This window comes from Chloroflexus sp., assembly GCF_056331925.1.
Genome location: NZ_JBWGQH010000036.1, coordinates 25,378 through 42,338, shown reverse-complemented (window position 1 = coordinate 42,338; position 16,961 = coordinate 25,378). Strand labels below are relative to the sequence as shown.

Here is a 16,961-nt window from a genome sequence, read left to right as displayed (position 1 = left end):
GTGTTACGGTTGGTGTCGCCGTCTCGGTCGGTGTTACGGTTGGTGTCGCCGTCTCGGTCGGTGTTACGGTTGGTGTCGCCGTCTCGGTCGGTGTTACGGTTGGTGTCGCCGTCTCGGTCGGTGTTACGGTTGGTGTCGCCGTCTCGGTCGGTGTTACGGTTGGTGTCACTGTCTTGGTCGGTGTTGGTATGGTTGTTGGTGTCGATAGGGGCACTGGCGACGGTGTATCGGTTGGTGCCGTTGTTGCAGTCGGGGGTATAGTAGGCACGGCGGTAAACGTAGCCGTCGCCGTTGGCAACGGAACGAAAAGTGTTGGTGATATCAGAACTGTGACGGTCAGATTCAGTGTGGGCTGGTTACCGTCGTTAAATACCTGGGCAACGAACACAAGCACGGCAGCAACGATCACCAACAGTAGGCCTCCGATGATCAGAAACGGCAATTGATCGGCTCGATCAACGGTTGCAACGGTATTCGGAATCGATCTATATGTGCGAGCCGGCGTATCACTCTGAGGCAGATCAAGTGGTTGGGCTGGAGGCATTGTCGTGACCGGTGGTAATTTTGGGAGTGGATATTGTGCTACGCCGTCCGGTGTTGCGGGTCGGTGACGTACTACCCTCTCAGGTGACGGTGTATGCATCGGTGGTGACAGCGTCCCATCACGACTTGCTACCTGCATCGGCGACGCCGGTACGGTTGGTTGAGCCTGCGGTGGTACAACTAGGGCCGCCAATTCAAGGGTAGTAGCCGGTTTGATCCCGTTACGTTGAGCAATGTCGCGCAGCGCCGTCACAAAAGCGTTACCGGTCGGAAATCGCCGTTCTGGTCGTTTCGCCAATGCACGGGTGAGCACCAGATCGAGATCGGTTGGTAGTTCAGGTACAACTGAGGAGATTGGTGGTGGTGGGAGCTGGGCATGGGCGACGATCAACTGCGGTGTAGTACCGCTGAATGGCACACGCCCGGCAATAATCTCGTAGGCGACAACAGCAAGTGAATACAGATCACTACGACCATCAACGCGGCGGGCTTCGGCTTGTTCAGGAGAGATATATTCCGGTGTACCCATAAACACACCGGTACGGGTTAGCCGCTGCTCATCCGCCTCTGGGGTTTGGGCAATACCAAAATCGGTTAATACCACTCGCCCATTGCGGTCAATCAAAATATTATGCGGCTTCACATCACGGTGAATGGCACCGGCTTGATGGGCGTAGTCGAGCGCGTTGGCTATCGGTTCGAGGATCGCGATGGCATACCCAAAACCCAGTGCGCCATAACGTTCGAGGATGGTATGTAGGGGTAAGCCATCGATATACTCCATTGCGATGTAGTGTAAACCCTGCTCCTCACCAATGTCGTATACGGTAACAATATGCGGGTGACGCAGATTTGCGGCAGTCCTTGCCTCACGCTCAAAGCGCTTGATGAACTCTGCGTCCATACTCAGTTGTGCGGCCAGTACTTTGAGAGCAACGATCCGTTGCAGTTGGGTATCACGAGCACGATACACTCGTGCCATACCACCACGGCCAAGCTCCTCGATCAATTCATACCGACCAATTCGCCGCCCGCTGATGCTACTCACCGGTATCTCCGAGTGCCTATTATCGCCATGAGGTGGCGAATTCAACCTGCGATAGTGGAATATGCCATGGTATAATCAGCAAAGCTATAGCGATTATACCATATTGCATCTACGTATTAAAAGTATGAAAGCTGGAGGCTGGTGAACGATGCAATCCGCTTCCGCTCCACAACTGATTGTCAAACGCGGTAACGGCGATTACCGCGAAATTGTCTGGGATCGACCGACTATTACTGTTGGTCGCGATGCAGCCAACGATATTATTATCGATCATCCGCTCGCTTCGCGACGGCATGCACGGTTTGAACAAACAGAAGAAGGGTTTTTTGTTCGTGATCTCGATAGTACAAATGGTACGTTTCTTAATCAAGAACGGGTGATCGGTACCCGTAGCCTCCACCATTCCGACCAAATTCTGATCGCTGATACTGTAATCATCTTCAACGATCCGGCGGCAACCATGAAAGGCACGCTCGATCCTGCCCTCCTCCGTGCTGTGCGTGCCGAAATCCGGGTTGATGAACCGACCAAGTCGGTCTATGTCCGCGGCGAGCTATTGACCCCACCACTGACGGTGAAAGAGTTTCAATTGCTGTCGTTACTCTACCGCCGACAGGGTGAAGTGGTTAGCAAGGAAGAGATTGCCAATCACGTTTGGGATTACGCGATCTTTGATTACAATGCAATTGATGCACTTGTTTACCGATTGCGTCAGCGTATTGAACCCGATCCATCGCGTCCACGGTATTTGATTACGCAGCGTGGATTTGGGTATAAGCTCGTGGTGGCGCCTGAGGTTGAGTAGTCGTCTTGTTTGGTTGTGCGCAATATGTGGCACAGAGGCGTTCATTAGGTTAAAGTTGTTGTTTTGATGAGAGTGGAAGTGTCGTGATGACTGAGATAACGTTAACCGCGCCCAAGCGTTTGCGCGGAGTTATTCATGTACCGGGAGATAAATCGATCTCACATCGATCGGTATTGTTGAATGCGATTGCTACCGGCAGTGCTCACATTACAAACTTTTTACCCGGTGCTGATTGTCTGTCCTCGGTAGCCTGTGTGCGAAGCCTAGGGGTAACGGTCGAGCAGCCTACTGAGCGTGAATTGATTATTCACGGTGTTGGTCTAGACGGATTACGCGAAGCCACCGATGTGCTCGACTGTGGTAACTCTGGTACAACGCTGCGTCTGCTGGCCGGTCTCCTGTCCGGTCAGCCGTTTTTTAGTGTCTTGAACGGTGATGCATCATTGCGTTCGCGCCCGCAGCGCCGGATTGTAGGGCCACTGCGAGCAATGGGTGCGCAGATCGATGGGCGCGCCGATGGCGACCGGGCACCGCTGGCGATTCGCGGTAGTACGCTACGTGGTGGTCAGTACGAATTGACAATTGCGTCTGCTCAGGTGAAATCTGCTCTCTTGTTGGCTGCACTGCATGCCGATGGCCCATTAACGCTCAGTGGACGGATCGATTCGCGTGATCATACCGAGCGGATGCTTGCGGCAATGGGAGTAGAGCTAACCGTAACGCCTGATCGGATTACCCTGCATCCGCCGACCGCAGCAACTACCCCGGTAGCCCTTTCACTACGAGTCCCCGGTGATCCCTCCTCGGCAGCGTTCTGGTGGGTAGCTGCTGCGATCCATCCCGATGCCGAACTCGTCACTCCTGGTGTTTGTCTCAATCCGACCCGTACCGGCGCCCTCGATGTCCTGTGTGCGATGGGTGCTGAGATTGAAATCATGAACGAGCGGTTGGAAGGGAGTGAGTTGATCGGCGATGTCGTCGTTCGCTCTTCTGCGTTGCGAGGGACAACCATCGCCGGGGCTCTGATCCCTCGTCTGATTGATGAAATTCCGGTGCTGGCGGTCGCTGCTGCCTGTGCCGATGGTGAAACAGTTATTCGCGATGCGCAAGAATTGCGTGCCAAAGAGACCGATCGGATCACCACCGTCGCTGCCGGACTGAGTGCCTTGGGTGTTACAGTCGAACCAACGGCTGATGGTATGGTGATCACCGGTAAACCCGATCAACTCACCGGTGCTACCTTGCATAGCTATCACGATCATCGCTTGGCAATGGCATGGGCCGTTGCCGCCCTTGTCGCTCGTGGTGAAACAACTATTGTTGAGCCGGCAGCGGTGGCGATCAGTTATCCCGAATTCTGGCAGACGCTCACTGCGATCCAGGAGGACGTATGACCAACGGCTTTTCGTTTACCGTCGAGATTTTCATGCCGACGATGCTTTATACCGGTAGTTATACTCTCCCTCTGTATCGCCGCGTCAGCGATGCCCTGAATAATCGTTTGAGCCGTTTTATTCATCTCCATCAGGTGAGTATTGCCCCGCTCTGGCGACCACAACAGGCCCAACGGGTGCCACAAGCATTGGTTGCGTGGGGTGATGCGTTGTTGGTCGCAGTGGTAGCTGAGCCGGAGCCACCACCCGATCATCGTACTGCTGTTATTCCACGGGCAATGGAGCCCGTCATGTTTTTTACCGGTGAATTTGCCGTGCGTGCCGAGATATATCGCCGCCCAGATATTGGGTTGGACGAGATGCTCAATGAACTGACCGATGACTTCATTCCATTACGAAATGCAACGATTTTCCCGATCCACGGCGGAACACCGTTGCAGCGCTCATTTGCGTGTTTGGCCCAACGCACAATACAGGCACTCTATGCGATCCGCCAACCGAGTTCTTCTGAACCGGTAGAGGAAATTGCGGCTCCATCAGATCATACCGTAGCTTCGGAAGATACCTCTACTGCTCAGAGTGGGTCGTAGGTTGTGTGTGCTACACTTCGCTATGCTGTCTTGAGGGGAGGGAGACAATCCGCATGAAGATTTTAGTTACCGGCGGTGCCGGCTACATCGGAAGTATCACCAGCGCTGAGCTGATCCGAGCCGGTCATGAAGTGATTGTGATCGATAATCTGTATCAAGGTCATCGGGCGGCTGTGCCCCCGGAAGCCGTCTTCATCGAAGCTGATTTGGCCGACCGTAAAACGCTGAGCGAGATCTTTGCCGCCTACCCCGGTATCGACGGCATTATGCATTTCGCTTCGTACACGCTGGTTGGCGAGAGTATGGAGAAGCCATTTCTCTATCTACGGGATAATCTGACGAATGCGGCAAATCTGCTTGAGGCTGCCATTGCTGCCGGTGTCCGTCGGTTTATTCTTTCGTCTACGGCCAATCTGTTCGATCAGCCAGAACGTATTCCCATTGCCGAGCACGAACGGATCGTGCCCGGTTCGCCTTACGGTGAGTCGAAGTTTTTCATCGAGCGCACGTTACACTGGATGGCCCGTATTTATGGCATGCGCTACGCTTGTTTGCGTTACTTCAACGCTTGTGGCGATACTCCTGACCGAGGTGAGGATCACGACCCCGAAACCCACTTGATCCCGATTGTGTTGCAAGTCGCGCTTGGTCAGCGTCCGCACGTTACTATCTTTGGCGACGATTATCCGACCCGTGATGGCACGTGTGTTCGTGACTATATCCACGTGCTCGACTTGGCGAGTGCCCACATTTTGGCAATGGAAGCGCTCGACCGTCTAGGTGAGCGTCGCTATAACTTGGGGAATGGTCAAGGGTTTACGGTCCGTGAGGTGATTGAGACCGCACGTAAAGTGACTGGCCATCCGATTCCGGCAGTGGTTGGTCCGCGTCGGCCCGGCGATCCGGCGGTATTGGTTGCTTCATCAGATACAATACGGGCTGAACTAGGTTGGCAACCACAGTATCCTGACCTTGAGTCGATCATTGCCTCGGCTTGGGAATGGCATTGGACGCATCCATATGGCTATGACGATAAATAAACCGACATTTACCAATCTGCCGCGCACATTTGGGCAATATGACATCGACCACCTCATCGGGCGCGGCGAATCGAGTCAAGTGTTTCGCGCTCATCATCGCTATATCCCTGAGCATAAAGTTGCGCTGAAAGTGCTCTTGAGTCAAGAGACGGCGCGTATCCAACGCTTTACCCAAGAGGCGAGCATTGCTGCTCGCCTTCGTCATCCCCATATCTCACGCCTGATCGATTACGGTGTACAGAATCCGTTTCACTATACGGTGTTTGAATATATTAACGGTAACTCGTTACGCGATTTGGTGAAAAGTAAAGAACATCGTTTACCGCCCGATAAGGTGTTGCGCTATTTCCAGCAAATTGCCGATGCGCTTGATTATGCGCATAGTCTCAATATTGTGCATCGTGATGTAGCACCGGGTAATATTTTGATCGATAGTGATGCAGAAAATGCTTATGTGATCGATTTTGGCATTGCTCGTAATCCCGATCAATCGCTCACCTCAACCGGAATGGTGATGGGTACGACCGGTTTTATTGCTCCTGAATGCATGATTTCTGCAAATAATGCAACTCATCTGTCCGATATTTTTAGCCTGGGTGTTGCTTTATTTTTTATGCTCACCGGTGAATTGCCGTGGTATGAAATGCCAAAAATGGGTGATTCATCGCTCGCAGTGTTTCAACGGGTGCGAACGTTGGCCGAGGCTGGGGTTAAGTTGCCCGGAGAAGTTGACCGGATTATTCGGGTATTGCTGGCGCTTGATCCATCACATCGCTATGCACACGCCGGTATGGCGGCTGCTGAGTTGGAAGCGGTTCTCGGTCCCCATTTCTTGCAAACTCAGATCGTTACCGGAAAAACAGTCGTACAACCGATCCGTAAGACGAAGCAGATCGTTGTCATCGAGCCAAACAAAGTAGAACAAGCGTTGAGTGGTTTACTTGTTCATGAACCGCTTGAACGCGCACTTGAACGGGCACGTATGCTCGATGAGGTCCGCATTAGCCAGTTGCTCGATCAGTGGTCGCAAGAGCGTCCGTTACGCTTGCCATTGCTTGGTCGTTTGGTCCGGATTCATGAAATCAAACACTACAATGTGTTCTTTTTCCATCTTCGCTTGCTCATCGAGCAACGCCGTGACGCCGGAGTGACCGAAGAACCCGATACCAACCAAAAACCAATACCACTTCAGCCTGAGTACGATCGCTGGCAGATTGAGTTACCGTCGCCAAAAGAGTTTGCGCACGAACAGGGAAAACCTGTGGTCGTACCCGGTTCGGAACGGGTGATCAATTGTCCGAATTGTAGCGGGCTTGGCATTATCGTTTGCCCAACGTGTAAAGGTGCCCAACGGATAACCATCGAAGAACCTGCTCCCGCGCAATCGGCAACCAATGATCGGTCCGCGACAGCGAACACACCGGTAGTACACCAACGGGTGACTGCTTGTCCTCAATGTAGTGGACTTGGCAAGATACCTTGCGAACGGTGTAAAAGTACCGGACGGTTGCTGCAACGTAAGCTGATGGAATGGTCGCGTTGGCCAAAGTTCGATCGGGCGCAGAACGACTTACCTGATGTTGATGAAAATTGGCTACACCGCACTTGCCGTGAGGAATTGGTCTATCGCAAACGCGAAAACCGTATTCCCAAGGAGTGGTTGCAGATAACCGAAGTTAAAGAGATGATCGAACGCCGACTACGCGAGCTTGATCAGGATAGCCGAATTGTAATGGCCGAATTACAGATCAATTTTATTCCGCTCACCGAGATCGAGTTCGATCTCGGCAATCCAGAACAACCGTACCGTTTGGCGATCTACGGTTTCGAGAACCTAATCCCGCCTGATTGGCGCTTTTTGCACTGGGAGCGGATTCTCTTTTCTGCCGGTGTCGGTCTCCTCTCGTTCTTTTTGGTGATGAGTTTGGTATTCCTGACAATGTAACGGTGGATTCCGCGAATCTGACGTAATTCATGGTACGATATTCAGTAGGTGATGGAATGGTGGAGTACGCCTCATGCAGACAGCACAGCTAGCCTCGGCGTTGCTCGCTGAAGCGCGTAAGGCGTTGGTTGGGCAGGATGAGATATTGGTATTATTATTGACGGCGCTGTTGAGCAACGGTCATGTGCTGTTAGAAGGCCTCCCTGGTACCGCCAAAACATTGATGGCGAAGACATTGGCCCAGATGATCCAGGCCGAGTTTCGTCGTATCCAATTCACACCTGATTTGATGCCGGCAGATGTGATCGGGACGCAAGTGTATGATCTGAGCAGTGGTCAATTCCGGTTACGACAGGGGTCGATCTTTACCCAAGTCTTGCTCGGCGATGAGATTAACCGTGCTCCGGCAAAAACTCAAAGCGCGTTGCTTGAGGCGATGGAAGAGCGGCAAGTGACGATTGAAGGGCAACGGTTACCATTACCAGAGCCGTTTTGCGTGATTGCGACCCAGAACTCTGTCGAATACGAAGGTACCTATCCATTGCCGGAGGCGCAACTCGACCGATTTTTGTTCAAGATCGTCATCGACTACGCACCGCGTGAGGTTGAGATAGAAGTGTTGCAACGTTACCATCTTGGTTTTGATGCGCATCAGTTAGCTGCCGCCGGTCTCCAACCCATTGTCACCACCGAGAGCTTGCGCGCCTGTCGAGCCGAGATCGCCCAGGTTCAGGTTGAACAAGGTATTCTCGACTACATTGTCGCGATTGTGCAGGCAACTCGCACGAGTCCTGAATTGCTCGTGGGTGCATCGTTGCGAGCCGGGATCGCGTTGTTATTGGCGGCGAAGGCACTGGCGGCGATCAACGACCGTGCATACGTTACACCTGATAAGGTCAAAACCTTAGCCCGTCCGGTCCTACGCCACCGCATTATTTTGCGGCCAGAAGCTGAAATTGAGGGCTTGAATGCCGATATGGCGATAGGGCGTATCCTCAATCGGATCGAAGTCCCTCGCTAATGCGAGGGTCATCGTTTACCTCGTGCAATTCCTATTGGTCGTGTACCCTAGAGAGAAGCTTCCATGCTTGCTCGCAGTTCGCTGCGTTGGATTCTTCGCCACCCGTGGCAGATGATGCTCTGCGTGTTGGGTGTTGCGTTAGGGGTGGCTGTAGTTGTTGCCATCGATTTGGCAAATGCCAGTGCTCGACGCGCGTTTCAACTTGCCGGTGATACGGTGGCCGGTCAGGCTACCCACCAGATTGTTGGTGGCCCAACAGGATTGGCCGAAACCGTCTACACCGCATTACGCCGGCAATTGCCCGCTTTAGCTGCCGCTCCAATCGTCGAAGGTTACGTCACCGCACCGGCGCTGGGTCCCGGTGTTTATCAACTGTTCGGCGTTGACCCATTTGCCGAAGCACCGTTTCGTCCCTACTTTGCTGCCGATGGTACTGTTGATCTGGCGGCATTATTGATCGAGCCGGGGGCAGCCTTGCTGTCGCGCGCCAACGCCGAACGGGCCGGTTTACAATTGGGCGATACTCTGTCGATCCAGATCGGTGCCCGTTCGGCAACGGTTCGAGTCGTTGGGGTGCTTGATCCGGCTGACGATCTCAGCCGACGCGCATTGGACGGTTTGATCGTGGTTGATATTGCCAGTGCGCAAGAATTATTGGCAACTACCGGTCGTTTGAGCCGAGTTGATCTGATTGTCCCGCCAGCGTTTGCTCTGGAATCACTGATATCGCTCTTACCTGCGGGGGTGACGGTGCATCCGGTTGCAGCACGGGCAGGTGCGTTGCAACAAATGACGGCTGCATTCGAGCTAAATCTGACAGCGCTTAGTCTGTTGGCTCTGATCGTCGGTATGTTTCTCATCTACAATACGATGACGTTCAGTGTGGTGCAGCGTCGCACATTGCTCGGTACCCTGCGCTGTGTTGGCGTGAGCCGCGGGCAATTGGCTGTTCTGGTGTTGGCCGAGGCATTCGTCATTAGCTTGCTGGGAGTGGCAAGTGGCTTGACGCTCGGTATTGTGCTGGGTCGCGGTTTGGTTGGTCTGGTGACGCAGACAATCAACGATCTGTACTTTGTTGTGACGGTTCGCGATCTGAGTCTTGAGCCGTTCGTGCTGGTGAAGGGTGCTGTTCTTGGGATCGTGGCGACACTCGCGGCGGCACTGGCTCCGGCCCTTGAAGCGATGTATACGCCACCACGCACCGTGTTGCGACGTTCGAGTATCGAAGAGCGGGTGCGACGTGCAACGCCGCGATTGGCCATAGCCGGCGTGGGATTATTGGCCGGCGGAGGTGTCTTGTTGGCATTGCCGGCAACTGTCGGGACAACCGGTTTGTATCTGGCTTTTGCCGGTTTGTTCGCTCTTGTCATCGGATCAGCATTGCTGACGCCCGTCGCACTGGTTGGTCTGATGTTTGTCATCCGACCGGTATTGGGCCGCGTCCTGGGCTTGCTCGGGCGGATGGCTGCCCGTGATGTGGTGGCTAGTCTTTCGCGGACTGCGGTGGCGGTTGCAGCACTGATGGTTGCCGTTTCGGTGACTATCGGTGTGGGCATTATGATCGGCAGTTTTCGCCAAACGGTGATCAATTGGCTTGAACAGAGTCTGATAGCCGATATTTATCTCTCGCCACCGAGTAATGTGGCAAATCGGATCGATACGACGCTCGATCCGACATTACCGGCTGCGTTAGCAACATTGCCGGCAGTCGAGGCAATTACGACGTTCCGAAGTGTTCAAATTGACCTACCAACCGGACCAACCACGCTGGTTGCCATTGATGGTGCAACCGAGCGTGGTCGGCGTGCGCTGCGCTTTCAGCAAGGGGGCGACGATGCCGCATGGAAAGCATGGGAACGCGGTGCGGTGTTTATCTCCGAACCGCTCGCTTTCCGTAGTGGTTTGGGGGTCGGTGATACGCTCACGCTGCGTACCGATCGCGGTCTCCGTGAACTGCCAATTGCCGGTGTCTACTACGACTACACCTCCGATCGGGGCGTGGTACGGATCAATGCTGCGACGTATCGTGCATTGTGGGACGATCCGGCTCTTTCGTCGCTGGCCATCTATGTGCGTGACGGTTACGATGTCGATACCGTCATCGAGCAGGTCCGTTTGGTGAGTGCTGGGTACGGGACGGTGTTGGTCAATTCGAGTCGAGCATTGCGTGAAGGGACGTTAGTCGTCTTTGATCGCACCTTTGCGATTACATCGGTCTTGCAACTACTGGCGACCATTGTTGCATTCATCGGTATCTTGAGTGCGCTGATGGCGTTACAACTTGAGCGCACGCGCGAGCTTGGTGTCTTGCGAGCCGTTGGCCTCACGCCTGGCCAACTTTGGGGATCGGTGCTGAGCCAAACCGGGTTGATGGGATTAGCCGCCGGTGTGTTGGCTGCGCCACTCGGTTTGGTGTTGGCGCTCGTGCTGACCTACGTGATCAACAAGCGTTCATTTGGTTGGACGCTTGAATTAGCGGTTGATCCGTTACTCTTCGCTCAAGCGTTCGCCGTTGCAATTAGTGCCGCATTATTGGCCGGAATTTGGCCGGCATTGCGTATGAGTCGGATCAGCCCGGCAATTGCACTGCGCGATGAATAAGTATGCTGCACTCCTTAACGCAGTGGAATGTGGTACGATACAGCCGTTATCCGAATCTGAGTGAGGAGATCAACATGAGCGATCGACGCGCAGCTTTTGAACGAGCCGCTCAAGAGGTACAGGAACTGCCCCGCCGGCCCGATAATGAGACGTTGTTGCAACTATACGCCCTGTACAAACAGGCAACCGTCGGCGATGTACAGGGTACGCGCCCGGGAGTGCTCGATATGACCGGTCGGCTGAAGTATGATGCTTGGGCGAAACTAAAAGGCGTGACGGCTGAAGAGGCAATGAAGCGTTATATTGAACTAGTCGAGCGGCTCAAGCAGACGATCAAGTAGATACGAAAAGAGGGGTAGATGTGTACTACCCCTCTTTTTCTCTAGACGTATCGTTGCGCTGAGAGGGTGGCAAAGATGCTCACCCTCTAGACCGAATTAATAGCGACGGCGAAAATCACCACGCGATGAACTGCGCGGCTTGTCTTCTGCCTCGTTCACACGCAGATTGCGCCCGCCAATCTCAAGGCCGTCGGTTGCGCGGATCACACCGGCGACATTATTGGTTTCGATCTCAACAAATCCGAAGCCACGCGACCGACCGGTATCACGGTCATTGATGACGCGCGCACTCTGTACTTCGCCGTGCGGCTCGAAGATCGCACCCAGCTCAGCATCGCCAACACTCCACGGCAAGTTTCCGACGAACAGTTTCACTAACATTGCATTCTACTCCACAGAGACTTGGTTCGACACACGTCCATGCATGTCAAAACCGGCTATCACAGACCTCTCGTACAGCCGCCGCCGCTAATCGCTTAGCGCACGTTCGCTCAGGCGATCGACAACGTACTTGCTTCGAGCGATGAAGCACTGCCGATCGACCTAACCCCTGGAAAGTTCTCTGATGCCGGTCTCGCAGCACACGACGTTGATTGACTTCTTCACTATACCATACTTCTGAAGAATTGCAAGTAGCAATTTGCGTGGCGATCCGTCGTGCGAACGATCCGGATGAACGGTTATGGCGTTACGATGGGACTAATTATCGTACTATCGTGAAGGTGTTATCCGTCGAAGGCACGCTTTAGAGCTTTATCCGTCAATGGTGGGCTTTCACTCTATCAACCTTCGGCGTTTGCTGTATCCCCCTCCAACAATGCTTTGCTTTATCCGTCAATGGTGGGCTTTCACTCTATCACACCCTGCACTTATAGCCCGGTGGCGAAGGAGAGAGTATTGCGTGCTGGTGAACGTTGTACAGGTAATGCTGGACCACAGTAGTACAGTCGATCCTCGCGCCAGTCGGCTAGCCCGATTTCGGTTAGCCATGAAGTAACAGTGGCGGCTCGCCGCAGTGCAGTTGATTCGGCGAGTGGGGCGAGTTGTTGGAGGATTCGCGCGACATCTGCCCGGGAGAGGCCTTCGGGATGATCACGGAGGGCGGCAATCACTGAACGAGTGGGTTCGTAACGGAGCAGTTGACGGCGCAGTGCAGCCCGTTGATCGGCACGGTTGTAGCGGGTGAAGGCTAGCCCAAATTTAGTTAGTTGTGCCGTTTCCGTCTGCTCGCCGATTTCGATCAGGCCAATGATCCTCGCTGCTTGCATGTAGTAGAGGCCTTGTCGCTGACCTTTGGCTCCAATGTATTCACCGATTTCGCTTGCCGTGACTCGTCCGCGTGCAATCGCTTCTGCAACACGCGCTACGTCCCAAAGTACATCGGCCTGGGGAATGTCCACTGTGGTCAGCATAAGAGCCTCCTCTTCCTTACACGTACTCGCTCGTACTACAGTTCTACCATATCATACTCGAACGTTTGTGTCAATAGGAAATTTTGCACACGTGTTCACGTGTAAACGCAAAGGCGCGAAGGCGCAAAGGCGCAAAGACGCAAAGGCGCAAAGGCGCAAAGACGCAAAGGCGCAAAGGCGCAAAGGTGCAGAGATGCGAAAGCTCATGCTCCGGTAGGTGTCATTTGATAGCGCGTTTGCAGTATCATACTCATGGTGCGTAACCGAGGCACGGTTGAGTAATGCACCGACGTTACTCTATTTCGGAGGAGATGACCTATGACATGTACTGACCTTCCGCTAACATCGACCCACGACGTGGCGATCGTTGGCGCTGGTCCGATCGGTCTAGAATTGGCAGTCTGCTTGAAGCAGGCTGGGGTTGACTACATTCACTTTGATGCGCACCAGATCGGTTATACGATGACGTGGTGGCCGCGCAATACGAGTTTTTTCAGCACAACCGAGCGACTGGCGATTGCCGGCGTACCTATTCCCAATAATCATCAGCAACGGATTACCGGTGAAGAGTACTTAGCGTATTTGCGATCGGTTGTGGAGTTGTTCGATCTCCACGTGCAGAGTTATGAGCCGGTTAGCTCATTGCAACGCGATGACGAAGGCTTTACGCTCATAACGAAGCCACTGACCGGGCCACGGAGTTATCGTGTGCGTCGTGTGGTGTTGGCGATCGGTGATATGCACTTCCCCCACCGTCTCAATATTCCCGGTGAGGATTTGCCCCATGTGAGCCATTATTTCCGTGATCCGCACGATTATTTTCGCCGCCGGTTGTTGATCGTTGGCGGTAAGAACTCGGCGGTCGAAGCAGCGTTACGCTGCTGGCGGGCCGGCGCCCAGGTAACGTTATCCTACCGGCGCGCTCGGCTTGATGATAAGCGGGTGAAGCATTGGTTGTTACCCGATTTTGTTGCGCAGGTCGAAGCCGGGACGATCCGGTTTTTGCCGAATACGACGCCAGTTGCGATTGATCCCGGTGGGGTGACGTTGGCTTGTACCGATGACGATGGTCAGCCCACAACCGAGCAGTTCTACTATCCGACCGATTTTGTCTTGCTCGCTACCGGTTTTCGTGGTGATCAGCGATTGCTTGAACAGGCTGGAGTTGTCTTGCGCGGACCGAACCGCGTGCCGGAATATAATCCGGTCACAATGGAGACGAACGTTCCCGGTCTGTATTTAGCCGGTACGGTAGCGGCCGGTATTCAACAGCGTTATACCCTCTTCATTGAGAACTGCCACGAACACGCCGGCAAGATTACCCAAGCAATAACGGGACGTTGGCCGGCCCGGTTGGGCGATATCCCAATGCGTACCTACCAACTCGGTTTCGAGCAAATTGCCGCGAATTGAGCATTCTATTGCCCAATTACGCTTGCCAAAATCGCGTAGTCTGAGTATAGTAATGAGCGTGCGGGGCTGTAGCTCAATGGATAGAGCACCGACCTTCTAAGTCGATGGTTGCGCGTTCGAGTCGCGCCAGCCCCGCCAATCCCTTCTTCACGATTGTTCTTCCACACCAACCCGTTGCGCTAATAGTTGCTCGATGCGCGTTAAGCGTTGCTGAATCTCGGTGAGCATTTCTCTTTGGCGATCAACCGCTTCGTCCTCAACAAACAAAGCGGCAATATTCGCGGTCAGCAACCCAAATAACGAAATACCGGCTAGCATCAGAAAGACTGCCACGCCGCGCCCCAACGCTGTTACCGGATAGGTGTCGCCATACCCAACTGTTGTAATAGTGGTCAGCGCCCACCAGATGGCATCGGCAAACGAGGCGATAGGGCCACCGCTACCCTGTTCAGCAACGAACATGAGGGTGGCTGCCACTAACACAACGATGAGACTGGTGATGCCAATAAACGCCGGCATGCGTTGGCGTAAGGTTTGGCGCGATTGTCGCCAGAGCCGGGTGAGAATGATCGGGAGCCATAAGAGCCGTAATGGGCGCAGAAATGGAATTGCGATCATCACTATCTCGATCCAGTTCGCACGAATGTAAGCTACCCGATCGGGAGATAGATACCATTTGATCAGAAGTTCAATTCCAAATATTCCCCAAATGATCCAGAGTATGCCATCGAGAACAAGTGTAGTTATGGTGCTGAGTGTCCTGTTTTCGATTAAAAAGAAAATGACGAGAAAGCAGATCGATAAAAAGAGCATTGGCATTTCGGTAATTCGATTAAAACGATTGAGCAGTAATGTACGTTGTTCAAGTGACATACAAGCATCCTCCGATTTGAGTAATGGTGAAATAATCGTATAGGGGATATAATACTCCCGAACCGTATCGTATCATAGGAGCTAATAGCAATGCAGACCGTTCGCGAACGCAGTGAGATTCCAGAGCAGTACAAGTGGGATCCGTTTAGTATCTTTCCTTCACAAGCTGCATGGGAAGCGGCCATTGACGAGGTTGATACGCTCATTGCACGTGCTGCTCAGTTTCGTGGTCGGTTACACGAGGGCACACCCGTTATTGCCGACTTTCTCGGCCTGAGCGAGACGATTATGCGCAACGTCGGCCAAATTACCGTCTTTGCCACGATGTTCTATACCGTCGATACCAATGACCGTGAAGCGAGTGCAATGCGTGATCGGGCAATTGGGCTGCAAGCCCGAGCGAGTGCAGCACTGGCGTTTGGTGAGCCTGAGTTGTTGGCCATCGGTGCCGATCAGTTGTTGGCCTGGGCGGATCAAGATGAGTATCTGGCAACTTACCGCCACTATTTTGAACGCCTGATCGCTCGTGCTCCTCACGTGCGTTCTGCCGAAGTGGAAGAGCTGTTGGGGCAGGTACGCGATCCGTTCGCTGCGGCAAGTGCAGTCCACGGTGTATTGGCCAATGCTGAATTACGCTTTCCCCTCGCCTACGACAGCAATGGTGAGGCGTATGAGATTACGCAAGGCACGATTAATGCACTCATTACCCATCCCGATCGCACCTTGCGTAAGCAGGCGTGGGAAGGGTATGCTGATGCGCACATTGCCGTCGAAAATACGATGGCCCAGTGCTTAGCCGCCGGCGTCAAACAGAATGTCTTTCTTGCCCGTGCGCATCGGTATGCCTCGGCTCTTGAAGCCGCACTGAAGCCGAATTTTATTCCACTTGAGGTCTTTCACAACCTGATCGCTACTTTCGAGCGTCATGTACCGATCTGGCACCGGTATTGGCGGGTACGTCGTGCGGCCCTCGGTGTCGATGAATTGCATGTTTACGATACCAAAGCGCCGTTAGCGACCCCACTTGTCGTGCCTTACGAGCAAGCTGTTGATTGGATCTGCGCCGGTATGGCTCCGCTGGGCAATGAATATGTCCAGATTATGCGGCGCGGGTTGCGCGAACAGCGTTGGGTTGATGTCTATCCCAATCGGGGCAAGCGGGCCGGGGCGTTCTCAACCGGTGCACCGGGTACCCACCCGTTTATTATGATGTCGTACAACGATGATATCTTCAGCCTTAGTACTCTTGCCCACGAGTTGGGTCACTCGATGCATTCGTACTATACTCGGCGTACCCAACCGGTGATCTATACCAACTATGGTCTCTTCCTGGCAGAAGTAGCCTCGAATTTCAATCAGGCGTTGGTGCGCGCGTATCTGTTCCAAACGTTAACCGACCGCAATGCCCAGATCGGCTTAATCGAAGAGGCGATGGCGAACTTCCATCGCTATTTCTTCATTATGCCGACGCTGGCTCGCTTTGAGTTGGCTATCCATCAGCGCGCTGAACGCAGTCAACCGTTAACCGCGACCATCTTTAACGAGCTGATGGCCGATCTCTTTGCTGAGGGGTATGGTAGCGAGGTCGTCGTGGATCGGGCGCGCGTCGGTAATACGTGGGCGCAGTTTTCTACCCATCTGTACGCCAATTTCTATGTCTATCAGTATGCAACCGGTATTGCCGGTGCCCACGCGCTGGCCGCACCTATCCTTGCCGGTAATGCCGATGCCGCCGATCGCTACATCAACGAATTTCTCAAAGCCGGTGGTTCACGTTTTCCGCTCGATACGTTGCGACGTGCCGGTGTTGATCTAACTTCACCCGAACCGGTTGAGCAGACCTTTGCAGTGATGGCATCTTACGTTGATCGGCTTGAGCAGTTGTTCGGTGTATCAGTTTCATAATCATGCAGAATAGCAGAACAAGAGTCACAT

At 53.6% G+C, this 16,961-nt stretch carries 14 protein-coding genes and 1 tRNA gene; 11 read left to right on the top strand and 4 right to left on the bottom strand.

What is annotated here, in order from left to right; translation table 11 throughout:
- On the bottom strand, window positions 1-1,591 hold a 1,591-nt coding region (locus tag AC01ZF_RS16140; protein ID WP_476575500.1), incomplete at its 3' end, for a serine/threonine-protein kinase.
- Between the two features lie 148 nt (window positions 1,592-1,739).
- Between AC01ZF_RS16140 and AC01ZF_RS16135 the strand changes: the two genes are divergently transcribed.
- The 8 genes from AC01ZF_RS16135 to AC01ZF_RS16100 all read left to right on the top strand — a co-directional run bounded on the left by AC01ZF_RS16135 (window position 1,740) and on the right by AC01ZF_RS16100 (window position 11,328).
- Window positions 1,740-2,396, top strand: coding sequence for a winged helix-turn-helix domain-containing protein (locus AC01ZF_RS16135; protein WP_424674750.1), 657 nt, complete (start codon window positions 1,740-1,742; stop codon window positions 2,394-2,396).
- An 86-nt stretch (window positions 2,397-2,482) separates the two neighbouring features.
- Window positions 2,483-3,790, top strand: a complete 1,308-nt coding sequence (gene aroA, locus AC01ZF_RS16130; protein ID WP_424674751.1) for a 3-phosphoshikimate 1-carboxyvinyltransferase — start codon at window positions 2,483-2,485, stop codon at window positions 3,788-3,790.
- Complete coding sequence (locus AC01ZF_RS16125; protein WP_424674752.1) at window positions 3,787-4,380, top strand: hypothetical protein; 594 nt, start codon at window positions 3,787-3,789, stop codon at window positions 4,378-4,380. Before aroA ends, AC01ZF_RS16125 begins: the two co-directional genes overlap by 4 nt.
- Window positions 4,381-4,433: 53 nt before the next feature.
- A complete protein-coding gene (galE, locus tag AC01ZF_RS16120; RefSeq protein ID WP_424674753.1) occupies window positions 4,434-5,420 on the top strand; it encodes a UDP-glucose 4-epimerase GalE in 987 nt (328 codons plus the stop codon).
- Window positions 5,401-7,365: a protein kinase domain-containing protein gene (locus tag AC01ZF_RS16115; RefSeq protein WP_424674754.1), complete on the top strand. Its 1,965-nt coding sequence runs from the start codon at window positions 5,401-5,403 to the stop codon at window positions 7,363-7,365. Before galE ends, AC01ZF_RS16115 begins: the two co-directional genes overlap by 20 nt.
- 73 nt (window positions 7,366-7,438) lie before the next feature.
- Window positions 7,439-8,386, top strand: coding sequence for an AAA family ATPase (locus AC01ZF_RS16110; RefSeq protein WP_476575499.1), 948 nt, complete (start codon window positions 7,439-7,441; stop codon window positions 8,384-8,386).
- Window positions 8,387-8,449: 63 nt separating this feature from the next.
- Complete coding sequence (locus AC01ZF_RS16105) at window positions 8,450-10,987, top strand: FtsX-like permease family protein (protein ID WP_424674756.1); 2,538 nt, start codon at window positions 8,450-8,452, stop codon at window positions 10,985-10,987.
- A 74-nt stretch (window positions 10,988-11,061) separates the two neighbouring features.
- Entirely contained in the window at window positions 11,062-11,328 is a 267-nt protein-coding gene (locus AC01ZF_RS16100; protein WP_424674757.1) for an acyl-CoA-binding protein, read from the top strand.
- Window positions 11,329-11,424: 96 nt separating this feature from the next.
- On the opposite strand, the gene AC01ZF_RS16095 is transcribed toward AC01ZF_RS16100, so the two are convergent.
- Window positions 11,425-11,709, bottom strand: a complete 285-nt coding sequence (locus tag AC01ZF_RS16095) for an RNA recognition motif domain-containing protein (RefSeq protein ID WP_012615442.1) — start codon at window positions 11,707-11,709, stop codon at window positions 11,425-11,427.
- A gap of 488 nt (window positions 11,710-12,197) precedes the next feature.
- Entirely contained in the window at window positions 12,198-12,740 is a 543-nt protein-coding gene (locus tag AC01ZF_RS16090; protein ID WP_424674758.1) for a DUF7226 domain-containing protein, read from the bottom strand.
- Window positions 12,741-13,058: 318 nt separating this feature from the next.
- On the opposite strand from AC01ZF_RS16090, the gene AC01ZF_RS16085 reads away from it, so the two are divergent.
- Entirely contained in the window at window positions 13,059-14,153 is a 1,095-nt protein-coding gene (locus AC01ZF_RS16085) for an NAD(P)-binding domain-containing protein (protein ID WP_424674759.1), read from the top strand.
- 62 nt (window positions 14,154-14,215) lie between these two features.
- Window positions 14,216-14,291, top strand: a tRNA-Arg gene (locus tag AC01ZF_RS16080).
- A gap of 9 nt (window positions 14,292-14,300) precedes the next feature.
- Here AC01ZF_RS16080 and AC01ZF_RS16075 read toward each other — a convergent pair.
- Window positions 14,301-15,026 carry a potassium channel family protein gene (locus AC01ZF_RS16075; RefSeq protein WP_424674760.1) on the bottom strand — a complete coding sequence of 242 codons (726 nt, stop codon included), beginning with the start codon at window positions 15,024-15,026 and terminating at the stop codon, window positions 14,301-14,303.
- 90 nt (window positions 15,027-15,116) lie between these two features.
- Here AC01ZF_RS16075 and pepF point away from each other — a divergent pair, with 90 nt between their 5' ends.
- Entirely contained in the window at window positions 15,117-16,931 is a 1,815-nt protein-coding gene (pepF, locus tag AC01ZF_RS16070; protein WP_476575498.1) for an oligoendopeptidase F, read from the top strand.
- Window positions 16,932-16,961 lie beyond the last annotated feature (30 nt).